The 16,879-nt window shown below is 49.8% G+C and carries 14 protein-coding genes and 1 tRNA gene; 5 read left to right on the top strand and 10 right to left on the bottom strand.

Features of this window, described 5'->3' with window-relative positions; translation table 11 throughout:
• Position 1: 1 nt before the first annotated feature.
• The 4 genes from KI228_RS19750 to KI228_RS19735 all read right to left on the bottom strand — a co-directional run bounded on the left by KI228_RS19750 (position 2) and on the right by KI228_RS19735 (position 5,135).
• Positions 2-2,482, bottom strand: a complete 2,481-nt coding sequence (locus tag KI228_RS19750) for a fimbria/pilus outer membrane usher protein (protein WP_104010292.1) — start codon at positions 2,480-2,482, stop codon at positions 2-4.
• A gap of 44 nt (positions 2,483-2,526) precedes the next feature.
• Positions 2,527-3,210 carry a fimbrial biogenesis chaperone gene (locus tag KI228_RS19745; RefSeq protein WP_061069548.1) on the bottom strand — a complete coding sequence of 228 codons (684 nt, stop codon included), beginning with the start codon at positions 3,208-3,210 and terminating at the stop codon, positions 2,527-2,529.
• A gap of 74 nt (positions 3,211-3,284) precedes the next feature.
• Complete coding sequence (locus KI228_RS19740; protein ID WP_044268420.1) at positions 3,285-3,824, bottom strand: fimbrial protein; 540 nt, start codon at positions 3,822-3,824, stop codon at positions 3,285-3,287.
• A 1,235-nt stretch (positions 3,825-5,059) separates the two neighbouring features.
• Positions 5,060-5,135: transfer RNA gene (locus KI228_RS19735), tRNA-Phe, on the bottom strand.
• Between the two features lie 169 nt (positions 5,136-5,304).
• Between KI228_RS19735 and KI228_RS19730 the strand changes: the two genes are divergently transcribed.
• Positions 5,305-6,150 carry an AraC family transcriptional regulator gene (locus KI228_RS19730; protein ID WP_044268503.1) on the top strand — a complete coding sequence of 282 codons (846 nt, stop codon included), beginning with the start codon at positions 5,305-5,307 and terminating at the stop codon, positions 6,148-6,150.
• Between the two features lie 38 nt (positions 6,151-6,188).
• Positions 6,189-6,779, top strand: coding sequence for a LysE family translocator (locus KI228_RS19725; protein WP_061069549.1), 591 nt, complete (start codon positions 6,189-6,191; stop codon positions 6,777-6,779).
• Here KI228_RS19725 and KI228_RS19720 read toward each other — a convergent pair.
• From KI228_RS19720 to aspA, 5 genes are all read right to left on the bottom strand, one after another.
• Positions 6,776-7,351, bottom strand: coding sequence for a transcriptional regulator (locus KI228_RS19720; protein WP_061070653.1), 576 nt, complete (start codon positions 7,349-7,351; stop codon positions 6,776-6,778). The two genes, KI228_RS19725 and KI228_RS19720, sit on opposite strands and share 4 nt — an antisense overlap.
• A 35-nt stretch (positions 7,352-7,386) precedes the next feature.
• Positions 7,387-9,096: a protein-disulfide reductase DsbD gene (locus KI228_RS19715; RefSeq protein WP_042999155.1), complete on the bottom strand. Its 1,710-nt coding sequence runs from the start codon at positions 9,094-9,096 to the stop codon at positions 7,387-7,389.
• Positions 9,072-9,419, bottom strand: a complete 348-nt coding sequence (gene cutA, locus KI228_RS19710; RefSeq protein WP_044257253.1) for a divalent cation tolerance protein CutA — start codon at positions 9,417-9,419, stop codon at positions 9,072-9,074. Before cutA ends, KI228_RS19715 begins: the two co-directional genes overlap by 25 nt.
• Before the next feature lie 119 nt (positions 9,420-9,538).
• Complete coding sequence (gene dcuA / locus KI228_RS19705) at positions 9,539-10,840, bottom strand: anaerobic C4-dicarboxylate transporter DcuA (RefSeq protein ID WP_042999157.1); 1,302 nt, start codon at positions 10,838-10,840, stop codon at positions 9,539-9,541.
• A gap of 114 nt (positions 10,841-10,954) precedes the next feature.
• Complete coding sequence (aspA, locus tag KI228_RS19700; protein WP_042999158.1) at positions 10,955-12,391, bottom strand: aspartate ammonia-lyase; 1,437 nt, start codon at positions 12,389-12,391, stop codon at positions 10,955-10,957.
• Positions 12,392-12,731: 340 nt separating this feature from the next.
• On the opposite strand from aspA, the gene KI228_RS19695 reads away from it, so the two are divergent.
• A complete protein-coding gene (locus tag KI228_RS19695; RefSeq protein ID WP_044257251.1) occupies positions 12,732-13,208 on the top strand; it encodes an FxsA family protein in 477 nt (158 codons plus the stop codon).
• Between the two features lie 53 nt (positions 13,209-13,261).
• Here KI228_RS19695 and yjeH read toward each other — a convergent pair whose 3' ends face one another.
• The gene (gene yjeH / locus KI228_RS19690) at positions 13,262-14,512 is read right to left on the bottom strand and encodes an L-methionine/branched-chain amino acid transporter (protein ID WP_042999160.1); all 1,251 of its coding nucleotides are present in this window, start codon (positions 14,510-14,512) and stop codon (positions 13,262-13,264) included.
• Positions 14,513-14,784: 272 nt separating this feature from the next.
• On the opposite strand from yjeH, the gene KI228_RS19685 reads away from it, so the two are divergent.
• Complete coding sequence (locus KI228_RS19685) at positions 14,785-15,078, top strand: co-chaperone GroES (protein WP_000027827.1); 294 nt, start codon at positions 14,785-14,787, stop codon at positions 15,076-15,078.
• A gap of 43 nt (positions 15,079-15,121) precedes the next feature.
• Positions 15,122-16,768, top strand: coding sequence for a chaperonin GroEL (gene groL / locus KI228_RS19680; RefSeq protein WP_003025464.1), 1,647 nt, complete (start codon positions 15,122-15,124; stop codon positions 16,766-16,768).
• Positions 16,769-16,879 lie beyond the last annotated feature (111 nt).

Raw genomic sequence — 16,879 nt, 5'->3', positions numbered from 1 at the left:
ATTACTCACACGTTGCAGTTGTCTTGTACATATTTCCGGCGGAAGGTTGACCGACCAGATTGTAATGAGACTTGCAGTTATTGTTTGCATCATTGCCCCATCTCACTAACAAACTTCCTTTTTCGCTTTTCAAACCACTGATATAAACCTGCCCAAGATCCCCAACAATAAAACTCTGTTCATCGGAATTATCGCCCCCGACTAAATTTACCATTGCGCCAAATGGCACATATCCTGAGCCATTTTTCAAAGTTACTAATGCCTTATAGCCATAATGAGAATTAAACCTGGCTTTGACAACAGCACCTTTGGTTGGCGTGACGGTAACACCATTATCTTCAACTTCAACATTATCCGAAAAAGTGCCTGGATCGAGAGAAATATCATTTTTACGATATGGACTAAGGCTATTCATTACCGCATAACCAAACCGATCAATTCCAGAACCGGCCTGATTATAAATACCAGCACCCTTAGCTCCTTTCGCTTCAACAATAGCAATGGTTTCACCCAGCGGTTGAGATAAAGTCACACCGCCACTGTGGATTACCACACCACCCGATATACCGTAATTTATTTGCTGTGAGTCCGGGCTATAGTTATAACCCAGATTTGTTTCCGCCAACGCGCCTCTGTAATCGGCCATGAAGCTTCCAGAATAACTTTCCCGGTCTTTTGTTTGTTGCATATTCCAGGTAAGGTTATTTTCTTCCAGTGCAGAACCGCTAAGACCTATAGTCTGTGTCGCGCCACCATGCTCGCTGTTATTTAAGTTATAACTTGCCCATGTATCAGGCAAAAATCTTGACAACGGGATATTAACATTGAGCATCAATGAGTTTTCGTTATACGTCGTTCCGTCGCCGTTATTGGCTGTAGTATTTTTGTTTAAACTATAGACTATAGAATAAGTAACGCCTGAGAATGAATTATTATAACTGAATGAATATGATTTAAGTTTTTCATCATTATTCCAGTATTTTTCTTGTACCGCGTTGCCTGTTATACTGCCGAGATTCTCTCCCAAGGATTGTGTTAAGCTGATTTCAGCTCGGTCACGGCGGCGATTCGGCATTGCATCTTCATTGCCATATGATTCAAGCACTTCTTGCAAATTATAAAAACCTTCCGTCGAGTAGCGGTAACCGGCAATGGCAAAGTTGGTGCCTGTATCGACAAAATCCTTACTGTAACGCACACGGAATGAGCGTCCGGATTCACTACGTGAGTCATTTAGTTCTGATTTTGCAGCAATAACATCTACTGAAATAGCACCAATGATTCCTAAATTACGCCCAAGGCCGATTGCAAGAGAATTATAATATTTCGCATTCTGCACACCACCGTATATAGTTATTCCCCACGGCAAACCATAAATTGCAGTCCCTTGCACGAACGGTGTTTTTTCTACATCAGAATTAGATGGACGGTATTGTCCAGCGGTAACACTGTATTTCAAGCTTTTTTCACGTTGCAACAGGGGCAAAGATGCATAAGGAACAACAAATTCCTGTGTGCTCCCGTCCTGCTCTTTCACTGTCACAGTCAGATCGCCCCCCTGTCCTGTCGGATAGAGATCGTTAATTTCAAATGATCCCGCAGGAACATAACTTTGATAAATAATGTATCCATTTTGCTTGATCATAACCTGAGCATTACTTTTGGCGATGCCACGCACAACGGGGGCATATCCACGCAAGGAATCAGGTTTCATATCTTCATCTGTTGCCAATTGCGTCCCGCGAAATGCGACACTATCAAATATATCGGATGGGGTGTTGCTATCACCCATCGTCAATTGGCTACTAAGAAACTTTATATCACGCTGAACATAGGTATAAACGCTATCAACCTGAGTCCCATTGACATCATCATGATTTATAGAACTGTAATTTCTGAAACGCCATGGGCCGATATTTATTCCAGGCAGAATGCGTGCATACTGACTGTTCGTTGTGCCACCGGCATCATTTTTCGTCTCATCGCCAGAAATACTGTAATTCAATAAAAAGGCAGGAATACCTTCATCCCATAATGAGGGGTCTACAAATCCGCGAACCTTTTGAGACAATGCAGCCTGAGGAATACTCAACTGTAATTCCTGGCTTGATAAATCATAGTTAGCTGAAGCTTGAGATATGACCTTAAAATTTACACAACCATCAGTTTCTTTTAGTTCTGGAAAATTTGCGACAAGGACACCTAAATTTTTTAGAAAGTCCATGCTCAGGCAAGGCGTTAGTTCCCCATCTTCGCCATTGGAAAAATTAATATCTTTTGAGGCAAAGAAATCATTATTCAAAATGATATCAACGCGATACTTCCCTGCGCGTTGCATTCCATTTTCAAATGATGACAAATCAACCCCTTTGATCTCTGGTCTATTATTTTCTAATAGCGCAGAATTGAAGTGGTCGCGAGGCAAAGCATTAAATGGATAACCTAATGATACTAAGGCAACCAACAATGCCAACCTCTTCATTCGAGGGCTAGATCCTTGCAAGCAGTTCATTAGATAGTCCATTATTATATTTTGGAATTAAATTCTTTACTCAGGCCGCCATAATCATTTATTAATTTAAACGATATAGCGCCATTTTTCATCGGACCAGGAAGCGTAAAGTTTGCGCTAGAGTTTGGTGCAACGTATGATGCTGATTTGATCGCGCTACCATTGAGCTTAATCTCTCCAAAGTTCATATAAAATGGAGATGGATTTTTTACATTTAATTGATTCCCACTGATATTCCATTGCAGATTTTCAGCAAAACTTTCAGGCTCTATACCTTTTAATTTTTTGGGTCGGTAAATCAATTTCATTTTACTTTTAACAACAACCTGTAACACATTACTGGACGTTTCCGATGATGAAGGTATTGCTTTTACATTGAAATAAAACATTGATTCCTGATTTTCAGGCAAGGAACTTTCTGTATAGACAATCCGCATCATGCTTTTCTTGCCAGCATTCAGTCGATACAGGGGCGGTGTGACAATAAAAGGTACTTCCTTTGTGACATTCTCTACATTATCCACCCAGGTCTGAATCAAATAAGGATGATTGTCAGGATTGGATACAGTAATGGACGCATCTTTTTTTGTCGTATCATAAATGATACGAGTACCGCCTATAACAACCCCAGCATGAGCAGAGGAAGCCAGGAAATAGCCACCTAAAATAGCTATGATAGAGATAATTGAACGATTCATAATGATATCTTATATAATATTATAAATAGCACGTGAAATTTACTCCACGTGCTAATTAGTCAATACTCCACCAATTAGTTGTAGTTAAGAGTAAATTGAACACTGGAGTTTGCCGGACCGGCAGTAACAGCTGCGGCCACCTGCTTATAACGAGCATACATCGGCATGGTAAGCTCAGTTTTACCCGCCTCTAAAGCGTATGAATCGCTATCGGTAAACAGTGGAACGGCTTTTTTACTCTTATCTAACAGCTCAATCGCAATGCCTGTTGCAACGCCGTCTTCCTCGGTAAGAGCAAGAACACTATTATCGCCAGCGTACGCAGTACCATCAAACTTAACGGTAATGCCATTTATACCAGTTGCAGGACAGTCCTTCACTTTTAAGTCAAACTCAGTCGCTGAAGCGTATGTACCCGTTCCGGTAAAAACAGTTTTACTCACTTTACCGAGATCAACATTCATTGTGTTATTTGCGCCGATATCAACCGTACAGGCTGTACCTATAATTTCGCCGGTAAAATTAACAGTACCATCGTTGTTAGCCTGAGCTGTAGACATCCCCATAACAACGGACATACTCATAACCGCAACAGCAAAAAATTTATTACTCATTTTTAAATCCTTCTATCCTTAGACGCATGTCTTTTATTAACCTTTAAAACCACCTTACTGAGCCCAGAAGGTTAGCTGGAGTAATATTAATTCGATGTGGCTATAATCCGAACAGTAAATGTGTCCTAATTAGTCTCTTTACTCCTATATAGGACTTTATTTATTGGTTTTTCGTATACTAAAAAGGACTAATCGCAATAAAATCATATCATTGAACAATGCATCAATGGTCATTGCACCGAACTGCAATCCGCACCAACAGGGGCAATCCCCCCTCGTTAGCGAGGTTTTTTGTCTCTAAGCAACCAATACTTAAGCCATACTAACGCATAAATGTGATGTATTAATTTTTATTTGCGAAGTCTTTGGTTACTTACAGAAAACTGTACGTTCGTCACTGCAAATCGGTTATTTAGTAAACTTTTGTTTTATTGTGTGCTACAATGGCTGCTGCAAGTCGCTACAGACAGTAGACTGAAACTGTCCGAAAAATGGTGTGGAAAAAATGAAGCGCCCAGTTATTACTGTCAGGTCTGCTTTTTCTCATTTCAGAGAAACTATCTCTACAATACATATATACTGGGCGTTATAGGACATATTGTCGCCAGCGAACACACTTTCAGGAAATTAGTCTGACTTTTATTATCAATGAGTTGGAGAGTTGGAACATGAAGTTCAGCCAGAAATGCATCTTATTGGTATGATATTCAAACAGAATCTTGAATGTCATAATCTGAATTTACGTATAGTTATTACATTAATCCTGTTTGATTTTGAGTTAGTGCAGAACAAAATATAACTTTATATGCGTCCAGATAATCTGGATGGGTCATTATTCTTTTTATTGCGTTTTCCCCATGATTGATCTTTTGATTACGATTTTCACCCGACATTACTCTATAGCTCAAGATGGTATAAAAAAGCCACAAAGAAAAGTAATATTAATATCGTCATCACTCAGCGATTTATTATAACCCCCGACCTGCAAAACCAGTCGTTATTGCGCTGTCAGCGTATAGCGCTCGCGCAGGATTTGGCCGGGAATTCAAAAAATGCATGGAACTAAAGCGGGTTTGTTTACAGGCTTATCAGAGAGTATGGATGTCTTTGACAGCAAAGAACATTTGCAGAAATGGCGTGAAATCCAGCAAACAAATAACGTGTTGCAACGACCAGAAATCTACCGTAGCCAGAAAAGAAAAAAGCCCCGCTTTTCAGCGAGGCCTTATGAATAGTGGTGCCCGGACTCGGAATCGAACCAAGGACACGGGGATTTTCAATCCCCTGCTCTACCGACTGAGCTATCCGGGCAACGGGGCGCATTAAACCGTAATCATGCACGACAGTCAACCTAATTTAGGGAAAAGCTGTTCAACTGCTTAAGTTTGCGGCAATCTGTGCGTTTCTGCGTTCAGTTTGCACAAATCTTCCAGACAGATGCGTTCTGAACAGGCAATGCTGGCAGCGAGAGGAGGGCAGTATGGCAAACGACTGGCTTGAGCTGCGACAACATGCCGATACCGGTATTGAGACAATCAAAGCCCATTTTGAAGGGCATGCATTTGACCCGCACTGGCACGATAGCTTTCTGGTCGGTATTACCCTTTCCGGTACGCAGCAATTTCACTGTCGGCGTGAGTGTCACCACAGCCAACCGGGTGATGCTTTTTTGCTGGAGCCGGGTGAGATTCATGATGGCGATGCGCCGGTGGCCGGTGGGTTTACCTATCTCACCTTTTATCTGGATGAGCAGTGGCTGACAAAAACGTTGCAGGGCCTTTATGACACCACGCCGGACAGCTATTCCCTGCATTTCAGCCGGACGCTGTCGCGTGAGCCGCAGCTGGTGCGCGCCATTGGCGAAACGTTTAACGCCTTGCATACCGAAGAGATGCGTATTGTGCAACAAAGTACGATGGATCATCTTCTTTCACAGCTCACCACCCATTGCCACTGGCGAAAGCGCCTCCCTTCGCAGATACAGAGCGCGGCGATCGCCCATCGCGCCCGGGATTATCTGCATGCGCATATGGGTGACAACATTGGCCTTTCCGATCTGGCGCGTGAGACCGGAACGGATCGTTTTACGCTGACGCGCAGCTTTAAACGCGAGTTTCACCTCGCTCCACACGCATGGTTGATTCAGCTACGGCTGGCAAAGGCACGTCAGATGCTGGCGAAGGGCGCGCTGCCGGTTAATGTCGCAGCAGCATTGGGATTTGCCGATCAAAGCCATCTGGGGCGCTGGTTCCAGCGCGCGTATCGTATTTCGCCTGCGCATTACCGTCGCTTGTGCACAAACCTTCCAGACGTTTACAGGAAATAGCGTCACAGTCAGAAGCTCAACTAAAAAGGAGTCTGCCTGTGAGTATCGCGCCGTTTTTGCTGTTTGCGTTTGTCGCCTCTATCACCCCCGGTCCCACCAATATCCTCATCCTGGCGAACAGTCAGCATCATGGCGTGAAAGCGACACTACCTGCGTTGGTCAGCGGTTGTGTGGCGGCGAGCATGATTGTGTTGATTTCTGGGGCCGGGGCTGGGGAGATATTGCATCAACATCCGCTGGTGCGGCAGGTGATGAGCTGGGCAGGCGTAGCGTGGCTAAGCTGGATGAGCTGGCAGTTATTCAACGCTCCGGCTGCGAATCTGTCCGGAAAACCATCTCATCGCTTTACCGCGCGCGCCGCGGCGCTGCTGCAGATAGTAAACCCGAAAACGTGGATGATGGCGTTGGCGGTGGTGAGTCTGTTTGCGCCGAGCGGGAGTCACGCACTGCGCGATATTGCATTGATGGCGCTGTGGTTTTTGCTCATCTCTATCGGATGTTTGCTGTGTTGGGCGTGGCTGGGAAAGGCGGTAAACCGAGTGTTTCGCACCACCGTGGCGATGGTGCGTTTTCAGCGTGTGATGGCGTTGTGTTTGTTGATCTCTGCGTGGGCGGGAGTGTTTGCTTAGGTCAGCGCCCCGCCCTGGCGGCACTGGGCAAAGCGCAGAATGTCTTCTGCCAGACGATGCGCCGTCTCCACATCCGCATGGCTGCGATTGACCAGCATACGGCTCAGACAGCCTTCCAGCACCAGTTCCATCTGTTTAGCCACCATTGCCGGATCGTCAATCTCCAGCGTGGTCAGCAGTTCGTGAGTGAAATCGTGCGCCGCGTTTTTTTGCTGATCTGCCAGTTGATGAATGGGGTGCGACGGATCGGGATAAAACGTACAGGCGGCGATAAACAGGCAGCCCGGGTAACGATTGTTACTCACGCACTCTGCCAGCGCCGTGTAGCGGGCCAGCAGCTTTTGCTCGGCACTCAGGGTGTCATCCAGCAACAGCTGGCGACGCCAGATATCCACCTGTTGGCTGAGATAGCGCAGCGCGTCATACAGAATGGCCTCTTTGTCCGGCCAGAAACGCTGCATTTCAACGAGCGGATAATCTACGCGCTCGGCCACCATCTCCAGTGTGGTGTTCGCAATCCCATGGATCTCGAGTAATTTTAGGGCTTCTCCCAGGACATCTTCACGTTGCACGGTCATTCCTCCGTCTTTACCTCTGAAAGTGTCGCTCACGGTTGGCGATCGCGCAAATGCGCACTAAACGTCGCCGCATCCATAAAGCCCGTCACCCGTGCCTGCGGGTGTTCCTGACCTTGCGTATCGAAGAACAGGATGGTTGGCAGTCCTAATACCTGCAAATGCTTCAACAGCGCCACATCCTGTGCGTTATTGGCGGTGACGTTAGCCTGTAACAGTACCGTATCGCCCAGCGCCTGTTTTACCTGTGGATGGCTGAAGGTGTACTTTTCAAACTCTTTACAGGCGACGCACCAGTCGGCGTACAGGTCCAGCATCACCGGTTTGCCTTTCGCCTCGGCCAGCGCCTGTTTGAGTTCCTCAACGCTTGCCACCGGTTTGAAGTCCAGATGTGCCTGTGTCTGGGTCACCGTCGTGCCAAACGCCCAGTCCTGGAGCGGACGCACGCTGACCAGCGCCGCCGCCAGCAGGATTATCTGCACGATGCGCATCCAGCTACGCGTTGCTTGCAGGCTGGTAATAAACGCCCAGCCAAAGAAGGCCACGCCCAGCAGCGACCACAGGCGTAAGCCCCACGTATCGCCGATGATGCGCTCCAGCAAAAAGACCGGCAGCGCGAGAATAACAAAGCCAAACGCCGTTTTGACCTGCGCCATCCACGGGCCGCTTTTCGGCAGCAGACGGTTACCAAAGACGGTGACCAGCATCAGCGGCAGCCCCATCCCTAGTGCATAGAGATACAGCGTACCGCCGCCGAGCCACAGATTCCCGCTCTGAGCGATATACAACAAAATGGCGCTCAGCGGTGCGGTGGTACACGGCGAACAAATCAGCCCGGCAATCGCGCCCATCACAAACACGCCACCCGCAGAACCGCCTTGCTGACGGTTACTCATCAGCGTGAGGCGCGTTTGCAGCGACGATGGCAGTTGCAGGGTGAACAGGCCGAACATCGACAGGGCGAGCAGGGTAAAGACCACTGCCAGGCCGATTAAGACATACGGATGCTGAAGAGCCGCCTGGAACTGCAATCCGGCGGCGGCCACCACCAGCCCCAGCGCGGTATAGGTCAGCGCCATCCCCTGTACGTAGATGAATGTCAGCAGCAGTGCGCGTCCGGTGGAAAGACGCTGTTTACCGCCCAGTACGATGCCGGAAATCAGTGGATACATCGGCAGTACGCAGGGGGTAAAAGCGATGCCAATACCGATCAGCAGCGCCCACAGGGCGGAGAAGGGGAGCTGGGCTGGCGCTTGCTCCGGCTGCGGCGGTTGCTGTATTGCTGCTGGCGCCACTGGTTTCGGCTTCGCGCTGGCGGTCACTTCACTTAGCGGCACGGTTTTGCTTTCCGGCGGATAACAGAAACCCGCATCGGCACAGCCCTGATACGTGACCGTTAGCGTGGCGCCAGACTGCGCCTGGTTGACGGTAACCGGAATGGTGAGCGTATTGCGATAGATTTCGCTTTTCCCGTAGAACTCATCTTCATGCCAGACGCCCGCTGGCAGCGTCACTTCCGCGATTTCCGCCCGTGCAGGGGTAATACTGATCTGCTTGCGATACAGGTAATACCCGTCTTTCACCTGCCAGGTGAGATTAAGATCGTGTTGGTTTTGCTGAAAGTCAAAGGCAAAGGCCTGGTCAGCAGGGACAAAATTCGAGCGACCCGGCGCGTCGAAAAGTCCGGCAAAAGTCGATGTGCTGCAAAAAAGCAGGATCAGCGTAAGGATGCGTTGAGCCATGAGAGGTAATCACTGTCTCCGTGGGTAACGGGTAAAACCAGAAGCTCGGGCGTTTGATACGGGTGATGAGACTTCAGGCAATCGAGTAAGGCGTCCTGGTGTGCCACCGAGGTTTTTAAGATCATCTGGACTTCGTATTCCTGCTCCAGTTTTCCTTCCCAGTAATACAGCGAGGTGGCACCGGGAATAATCGTGGCGCAGGCCGCCAGTTTTTCTGCCAGCACTTTGGCCGCCAGATCCTGGGCGGTGGCTTCATCCGGCGCGGTACAGAGTACAACAACGGCATCGGAGAGGGCGATATCCTGACGACTCACATCATGCATAAACACCTCGAATGAACAGAATGACCGGCAAAAGAGTGGTCACTATACAACGGACGAGGGAAGGATGTTAGATAAAGGGGAGGGAAATGCGGGGCGTGAACACGCCCCGCAGGTAACACTTACAGCATGAAACTGCCCAGCAGGAAGCCGAAGCAAACCGCCAGTAACACACCCAGCGTACCAGGGATGAAGAACGGGTGGTTAAAGACAAATTTACCGATACGCGTTGTCCCGGTGTCATCCATCTGTACCGCCGCAACCAGCGTTGGGTAAGTAGGCAGAATGAACAGACCAGAAACCGCAGCGAAAGACGCAACGGCAGTCAGCGGAGAAACGTTCAGCGCCAGCGCCATCGGCATCAGTGCTTTAGCGGTTGCTGCCTGAGAGTACAGCAGTGCAGAAGCAAAGAAGAAGATGACAGCCAGCAGCCACGGATGGCCCTGAATCACTTCACCTGCAGTGTCTTTGATCCAGTCAATGTTGTGAGACACGAACGTGTCACCCAGCCATGCAACGCCCAGAATACAAATACAGGCGCTCATACCGGCTTTGAAGGTGCTGGAGTTGAGGATGGCGTCGGTTTCCACTTTGCACATGATCGTGGTCAGCGTCGCGACGCTCAGCATGATGATCAGGATAGCGTTGGTGGTGTTCATCAGCGGTTTCTCAACCAGACCGAGGCTCGGGCTGTTGATGATCGCATAAACCACTACGCACACTACGCCCAGCAGGAACAGCCAGACGGAGTTCTTCGCCATAGGTTTGATTTCGATCTGCTTCTCACCGCGCAGCTCAATCAAACCCTCTTCCAGACGTTTACGGTATACCGGATCGTCAGAGAGCCTGGAGTTGAACAGCATGGTCACGAGGAAGGACATTACCAGCACCGCCAGCAGCGTGGACGGAATGACCACAGACAGCAGGTGGATGTAGCTAATGCCATGGCCTTCCATGACCGAAGACATGTAGACGACCGCAGCAGAGATAGGCGATGCAGTGATCGCTATCTGAGCGGAAACCACCGCGGTGGAGAGCGGACGGCAAGGCTTGATGCCCTGTTCCTTCGCCACTTCAGCGATAACCGGCAGCGTTGCCAGGGAGATGTTCCCGGTGCCTGCAAAAATAGTCAGGAAATAGGTCACGATCGGTGCAAGGATCGTGATGTATTTCGGATTCCGACGCAGCAGTTTTTCTGTCTGGTTAACCAGATAGTCCAGACCGCCCGCAACCTGCATCGCGGAGATAGCAGCGATAACCGCCATGATGATGGAAATCACATCGAACGGAATGTTACCCGGTTTCACGCCGATAGCGGCAAGAACCAGAACACCCAGTCCACCTGCAAATCCAATCCCGATGCCCCCAAGTCTGGCGCCCAAAAAGATTGCCAGCAAAACAATGATAAGTTCGACAACTATCATATTAGCCTTCCTTGTTGTTTAACAAGTTGATATTAAATTGTTGTTATTTAGTAACTTCTTATAAGAAAAAAGGCACGTCATCTGACGTGCCCTCCATGGTACTACCCTGTACGATTACTGTTCGTTTTCATCAGTATAGCGTTTTGCTTTATAAGCCGGGTGCATCAGGTTCTGTGCGGAGAAAATATCGTCCAGCTCAGCTTCAGTCAACAGACCGCGCTCCAGCACCACTTCACGTACGCTCTTACCGGTTTCGGCACAAATCTTACCGACGATGTCGCCGTTGTGGTGGCCGATGAACGGGTTGAGGTAGGTGACGATGCCGATAGAGTTGTAGACATACCCTTCGCACACTTCTTTGTTAGCGGTAATACCGTTAACACATTTCTCCAGCAGGTTGTAGCAGGCGTTGCTCAGGATGTGAATCGATTCAAACATCGCCTGACCAATCACTGGCTCCATCACGTTCAGCTGCAGCTGACCGGCTTCAGACGCCATGGTGACGGTGATGTCGTTACCGATGACTTTGAAGCACACCTGGTTGACGACTTCCGGTACAACCGGGTTCACTTTCGCTGGCATGATAGAAGAGCCCGCCTGCAGTTCCGGCAGGTTGATCTCATTCAGGCCGGCACGTGGGCCAGAGGAGAGCAAGCGCAGGTCGTTACAGATTTTGGACATCTTCACCGCCAGGCGTTTCAGCGCGCCGTGTACCATCACGTAAGCGCCGCAGTCAGAGGTCGCTTCGATCAGGTCTTCAGCAGGAACGCAGGCAAAGCCAGTGACTTCCGCCAGTTTCTGTACTGCCAGCGGAGAGTACTCTTTCGGGGTATTCAGACCGGTACCGATAGCCGTTGCGCCGAGGTTAACCTCCAGCAGCAGTTCAGCGGTACGCTCGATGTTTTTCACTTCTTCTTTCAGCAGTACGCTGAAAGCACGGAATTCCTGACCCAGGGTCATCGGAACTGCATCCTGCAACTGGGTACGACCCATTTTCAGGATGTCCTGGAATTCGACAGCTTTACGCTCAAAGCCTTCACGCAGTTGGTTGATAGCATCGACCAGTTTTACGATAGAAGCGTAAACGGCGATGCGGAAACCGGTTGGGTAGGCGTCGTTAGTAGACTGACATTTGTTCACGTGGTCGTTCGGGTTCAAGTACTGATATTCACCTTTCTGGTGACCCATCAGCTCCAGCCCGATATTGGCCAGCACTTCGTTGGTATTCATGTTGACGGAGGTGCCTGCACCGCCCTGGTAAACGTCTACCGGGAACTGGTCCATGCATTTGCCGTTATTCAGGACTTCATCACATGCAGCAATGATGGCGTTCGCTACACTCTTAGGGATGGTCTGCAACTCTTTGTTTGCCAGAGCAGCGGCCTTCTTAACCATTACCATGCCGCGCACAAATTCAGGGATGTCACTGATTTTGTTGTTGCTGATGTAGAAGTTTTCAATCGCTCTCAGAGTGTGAACACCATAGTAGGCTTCGGCTGGAACTTCCCTGGTACCCAACAGATCTTCTTCGATACGAATGTTGTTTAACATGTGAACCTTCTTTATTTAAAGCTGCCAATGAATGCACTAAACACACAGAATATATGTGGTTTCGATTGTTTCTTGACCGACGATTATCCCCTACATCGGTCTGGTCAACGAGATCATATTCTGCTTCAGAAATTGTGCCGTAATCTGGATCACTTTAAGTGTGGTAAATTACTCCTTAATTATTATTTTGTGAAATAGGTCACCGCTTTAGGATTATCTCTAAAAATAAGTGTACAAATAGCTTGAAATTTTGCGAACTACCCCTACATCCGACTAATGCGAATCGCAACTATTTTCGGGCCGACGTGGGCATCACGGCGGTCGTTTGAGGAGAATCCTTTTGCGCTGGATACCGTTACTTGCAGTCTTTCTCTATGTTTATATTGAGATTTCTATCTTTATTCAGGTTGCCCATGTGATGGGTGTACTGATGACGCTCATACTGGTGATTTTCACCTCGGTCATCGGGATGTCGCTGGTACGCAACCAGGGATTTAAGAACTTTTTGCTGATGCAGCAGAAAATGGCGGCAGGAGAGAGCCCGGCTGAAGAGATGATCAAGAGTGTTTCGCTGATCATCGCGGGTCTGTTGCTGTTGTTGCCCGGCTTTTTCACCGACTTCCTCGGCCTTCTTCTTTTATTACCACCGGTGCAGAAGCATCTGACGATGAAGCTGATGCCGCATTTGCGTTTTTCCCGGATGCCGGGTGGCGGCTTTAGCGCCGGAACCGGCGGTGGCGACACCTTTGACGGTGAGTTCCAGCGCAAAGATGAAGAACGTGACCGTATCGAACACAAGGATGATCGTCGCGACTGATTCCCGTAGGCCCGGTAAGCGTAAGCGCCACCGGGCATTTTCGTGGAACCGGCCTATAAGTGATGTTCAACCTTTTTTCGTTGTGGCAAAAACAGCCACAGTATCGCCAACATAATCAGCGCATACAGACTCTTCCAGCCGACCATTGCCAGTAACAGAAGGCATAGTAATCCGCCCACCATTGCCAGCGCGCGATACCGCCCTTTCAACAGGCGACACCCTGCCAGCATGCACAACAGATAGATCATGATAAAGATGCCGTTGGCATAGACGATGAGCGCATCGAGATTGATCTCTAACGCATAAATGCACAGCGTACTGACTACGCAGCAGCCCAGCACGGCATTGAGCGCGTTGCGTGGAATATGACGGGAGGAGAGGCGGGCCAGATAATGGTCCGGTTTATATTGCGCCTGTGACCACACCAGACGGGCAAAACTCTGAATATAAATATTGAGGCTGGCAAAGCAGGCCAGATAACCGATCACACAGGCTACCCACAGCGCCTGAACGCCAAACAATTGCACGACAATTTCCGGTAATGAGGCCGCCGCTGCCATCGTTTCGCCATAGGCATCAAAGTGCAGAACCACAACGGTGCAGGCCCAATAGACCGAACCGGCCAGCAGCAGACCCATCATCAGTGCGCGAGGGAAATCCCGTTCGGGGTCTTTGAATTCTGAGGCCAGATGGGCGAACGCTTCCAGACCGACGAAGCACCAGAACATCACCGACAGCGCGGAGAATAACCCCGACATTTCAATATCGGCTGGCGCAGGGAAAGGGATTTCTGCTGGTGTGAGATCGCCAGCCCACCAGATAGCGACAATCAGCGCCACGATCAGACCGGCAATCACCGTTTGCAGGTTTGCGCTGGAGCTCGCGCCGCGTGAACCGATAAACCACACCAGCGCCAGTGTACCCAGTTCGGCCAGCAATAGTTGCCAGCCGTGCCAGCCAAACATCGCCTGACCAAACCCGGCGGCAATGTGCAGCGCAGCAGGAAGACCCACGGGAATGACGGACAAAAACAGCCAGCCGGTGACCCGTTCAAGATGTGGGCCAAACGCCATGCCGACGAAATGTGCGACGCCGCCTGCGCTGGGGTAATGTCGGCCTAGCAGGGCAAACACAATCGCAACGGGAAACACCAGCACAATCAAAACTGGCCAGGCCCACAGGCTGTTGTTGCCTGCTACCAGTGCCGCCAGGGCCGGGACGGCAAACACGCCTGTTCCCAATAATGATGTCGACAACAGGCCAATACCCTGAGCCAATCCAAGCTCTTGTTTCAGTCCACTCATGAGTTGTTATCCGTTTGCGCCTGAATGCCAGGCCACTGCGCAGGTTTTCGATGTTATCACAATCAGATTTGCTTATGACGCCAGCGATTAAATAGGCGAGAAATGTGAGGTAAGTAGGGTTTTTACAGGATTTTTTGCTGATCAGAATTTTTTTTTACATTGCCCCTTGAAGGGGCAAAAACCCATCCCCATCTCTCTGGTCACTAGCCGGGAACCTTAGCGGGCCGGCGTCACCCATAACTGATAATGACTTTCTCAAAGGAGAGCTATCAATGAGTATTCGTCCGTTACATGATCGCGTGATCGTTAAACGTAAAGAAGTTGAGTCCAAATCTGCTGGCGGCATCGTTCTGACCGGTTCTGCAGCGGGTAAATCAACTCGTGGCGAAATCATCGCTGTCGGTAAGGGTCGCATCCTGGATAACGGTACCGTGCAACCGCTGGACGTGAAAGTCGGCGACATCGTGATTTTCAACGATGGTTACGGTGTGAAATCTGAGAAGATCGACAATGAAGAAGTGTTGATCATGTCTGAAAGCGACATCCTGGCAATTGTTGAAGCGTAATCCGCGAACGACACTGAACATACGAATTTAAGGGAAAGAGAAAATGGCAGCTAAAGACGTAAAATTCGGTAACGACGCTCGTGTGAAAATGCTGCGCGGCGTAAACGTACTGGCAGACGCAGTGAAAGTCACCCTCGGTCCGAAAGGCCGTAACGTCGTTCTGGACAAATCCTTCGGTGCACCGACCATCACTAAAGATGGTGTTTCCGTAGCACGTGAAATCGAACTGGAAGACAAGTTCGAAAACATGGGCGCGCAGATGGTGAAAGAAGTCGCCTCTAAAGCGAATGACGCAGCAGGCGACGGTACCACCACTGCGACCGTACTGGCTCAGTCCATCATCACCGAAGGGCTGAAAGCCGTTGCTGCGGGTATGAACCCGATGGACCTGAAGCGTGGTATCGACAAAGCGGTTGCGGCTGCGGTTGAAGAACTGAAAGCGCTGTCCGTACCGTGCTCCGACTCTAAAGCCATTGCTCAGGTGGGTACCATCTCTGCTAACTCCGACGAAACCGTAGGTAAACTGATCGCAGAAGCGATGGACAAAGTCGGTAAAGAAGGCGTGATTACCGTGGAAGACGGTACCGGTCTGCAGGACGAACTGGACGTCGTTGAAGGTATGCAGTTCGACCGTGGCTACCTGTCACCGTACTTCATCAACAAGCCGGAAACTGGTGCAGTAGAACTGGAAAGCCCGTTCATCCTGCTGGCTGACAAGAAAATCTCCAACATCCGCGAAATGCTGCCGGTTCTGGAAGCCGTTGCGAAAGCAGGCAAACCGCTGCTGATCATCGCTGAAGATGTGGAAGGCGAAGCGCTGGCAACGCTGGTGGTTAACACCATGCGCGGCATCGTGAAAGTGGCTGCGGTTAAAGCTCCTGGTTTCGGCGATCGTCGTAAAGCGATGCTGCAGGATATCGCGACTCTGACTGGCGGTACCGTGATCTCTGAAGAGATCGGTATGGAGCTGGAAAAAGCAACGCTGGAAGACCTGGGTCAGGCAAAACGCGTTGTGATCAACAAAGACACCACCACCATCATCGATGGCGTGGGTGACGAAGCGGCAATCCAGGGTCGTGTGACTCAGATTCGTCAGCAGATCGAAGAAGCCACCTCCGACTACGACCGCGAAAAACTGCAGGAGCGCGTAGCGAAACTGGCAGGCGGCGTGGCAGTCATCAAAGTTGGTGCTGCGACTGAAGTTGAAATGAAAGAGAAAAAAGCCCGCGTTGAAGATGCTCTGCACGCGACCCGTGCTGCGGTAGAAGAAGGCGTGGTTGCCGGTGGTGGCGTGGCGCTGATTCGCGTAGCCTCCAAAATCGCTGGCCTGAAAGGTCAGAACGAAGATCAGAACGTCGGTATCAAAGTTGCGCTGCGCGCAATGGAATCTCCGCTGCGTCAGATCGTTCTGAACTGCGGCGAAGAACCGTCTGTTGTCGCTAACACCGTGAAAGCGGGCGATGGCAACTACGGTTACAACGCAGCGACCGAAGAATACGGCAACATGATCGATATGGGTATCCTGGATCCAACCAAAGTCACCCGTTCTGCTCTGCAGTACGCGGCTTCTGTGGCTGGCCTGATGATTACCACCGAGTGCATGGTAACCGACCTGCCGAAAGGCGACGCGCCTGACTTAGGTGCTGCTGGTGGTATGGGCGGCATGGGTGGTATGGGCGGCATGATGTAATCGCCTACACCCTGCATCCTTCAGGCTGCAGGGTGTTTATCTCCCAGAAATGAGAAACCCTCGGGCAGAAATGTTCGGGGGTTTTTCTTTTGGTCATCTTTTTAGTATAAG

The sequence above is a fragment of the Citrobacter amalonaticus genome, from assembly GCF_018323885.1.
GTDB lineage: Bacteria > Pseudomonadota > Gammaproteobacteria > Enterobacterales > Enterobacteriaceae > Citrobacter_A > Citrobacter_A amalonaticus.
The sequence above is the reverse complement of the archived record's forward strand: the minus strand, read 5'-3'. Positions and strand labels throughout refer to the sequence as shown.

Bases quoted from the DNA above. Each gene is read 5' to 3' on its own strand.
- aspA (WP_042999158.1), bottom strand. From the start codon at position 12,391: ATGTTAAACAACATTCGTATCGAAGAAGATCTGTTGGGTACCAGGGAA.
- KI228_RS19715 (WP_042999155.1), bottom strand. From the start codon at position 9,096: ATGGCTCAACGCATCCTTACGCTGATCCTGCTTTTTTGCAGCACATCG.
- KI228_RS19730 (WP_044268503.1), top strand. From the start codon at position 5,305: ATGGCAAACGACTGGCTTGAGCTGCGACAACATGCCGATACCGGTATT.
- KI228_RS19740 (WP_044268420.1), bottom strand. From the start codon at position 3,824: ATGAGTAATAAATTTTTTGCTGTTGCGGTTATGAGTATGTCCGTTGTT.
- groL (WP_003025464.1), top strand. From the start codon at position 15,122: ATGGCAGCTAAAGACGTAAAATTCGGTAACGACGCTCGTGTGAAAATG.
- KI228_RS19685 (WP_000027827.1), top strand. From the start codon at position 14,785: ATGAGTATTCGTCCGTTACATGATCGCGTGATCGTTAAACGTAAAGAA.
- dcuA (WP_042999157.1), bottom strand. From the start codon at position 10,840: ATGATAGTTGTCGAACTTATCATTGTTTTGCTGGCAATCTTTTTGGGC.
- KI228_RS19745 (WP_061069548.1), bottom strand. From the start codon at position 3,210: ATGAATCGTTCAATTATCTCTATCATAGCTATTTTAGGTGGCTATTTC.
- cutA (WP_044257253.1), bottom strand. From the start codon at position 9,419: ATGCATGATGTGAGTCGTCAGGATATCGCCCTCTCCGATGCCGTTGTT.
- KI228_RS19750 (WP_104010292.1), bottom strand. From the start codon at position 2,482: ATGAAGAGGTTGGCATTGTTGGTTGCCTTAGTATCATTAGGTTATCCA.
- yjeH (WP_042999160.1), bottom strand. From the start codon at position 14,512: ATGAGTGGACTGAAACAAGAGCTTGGATTGGCTCAGGGTATTGGCCTG.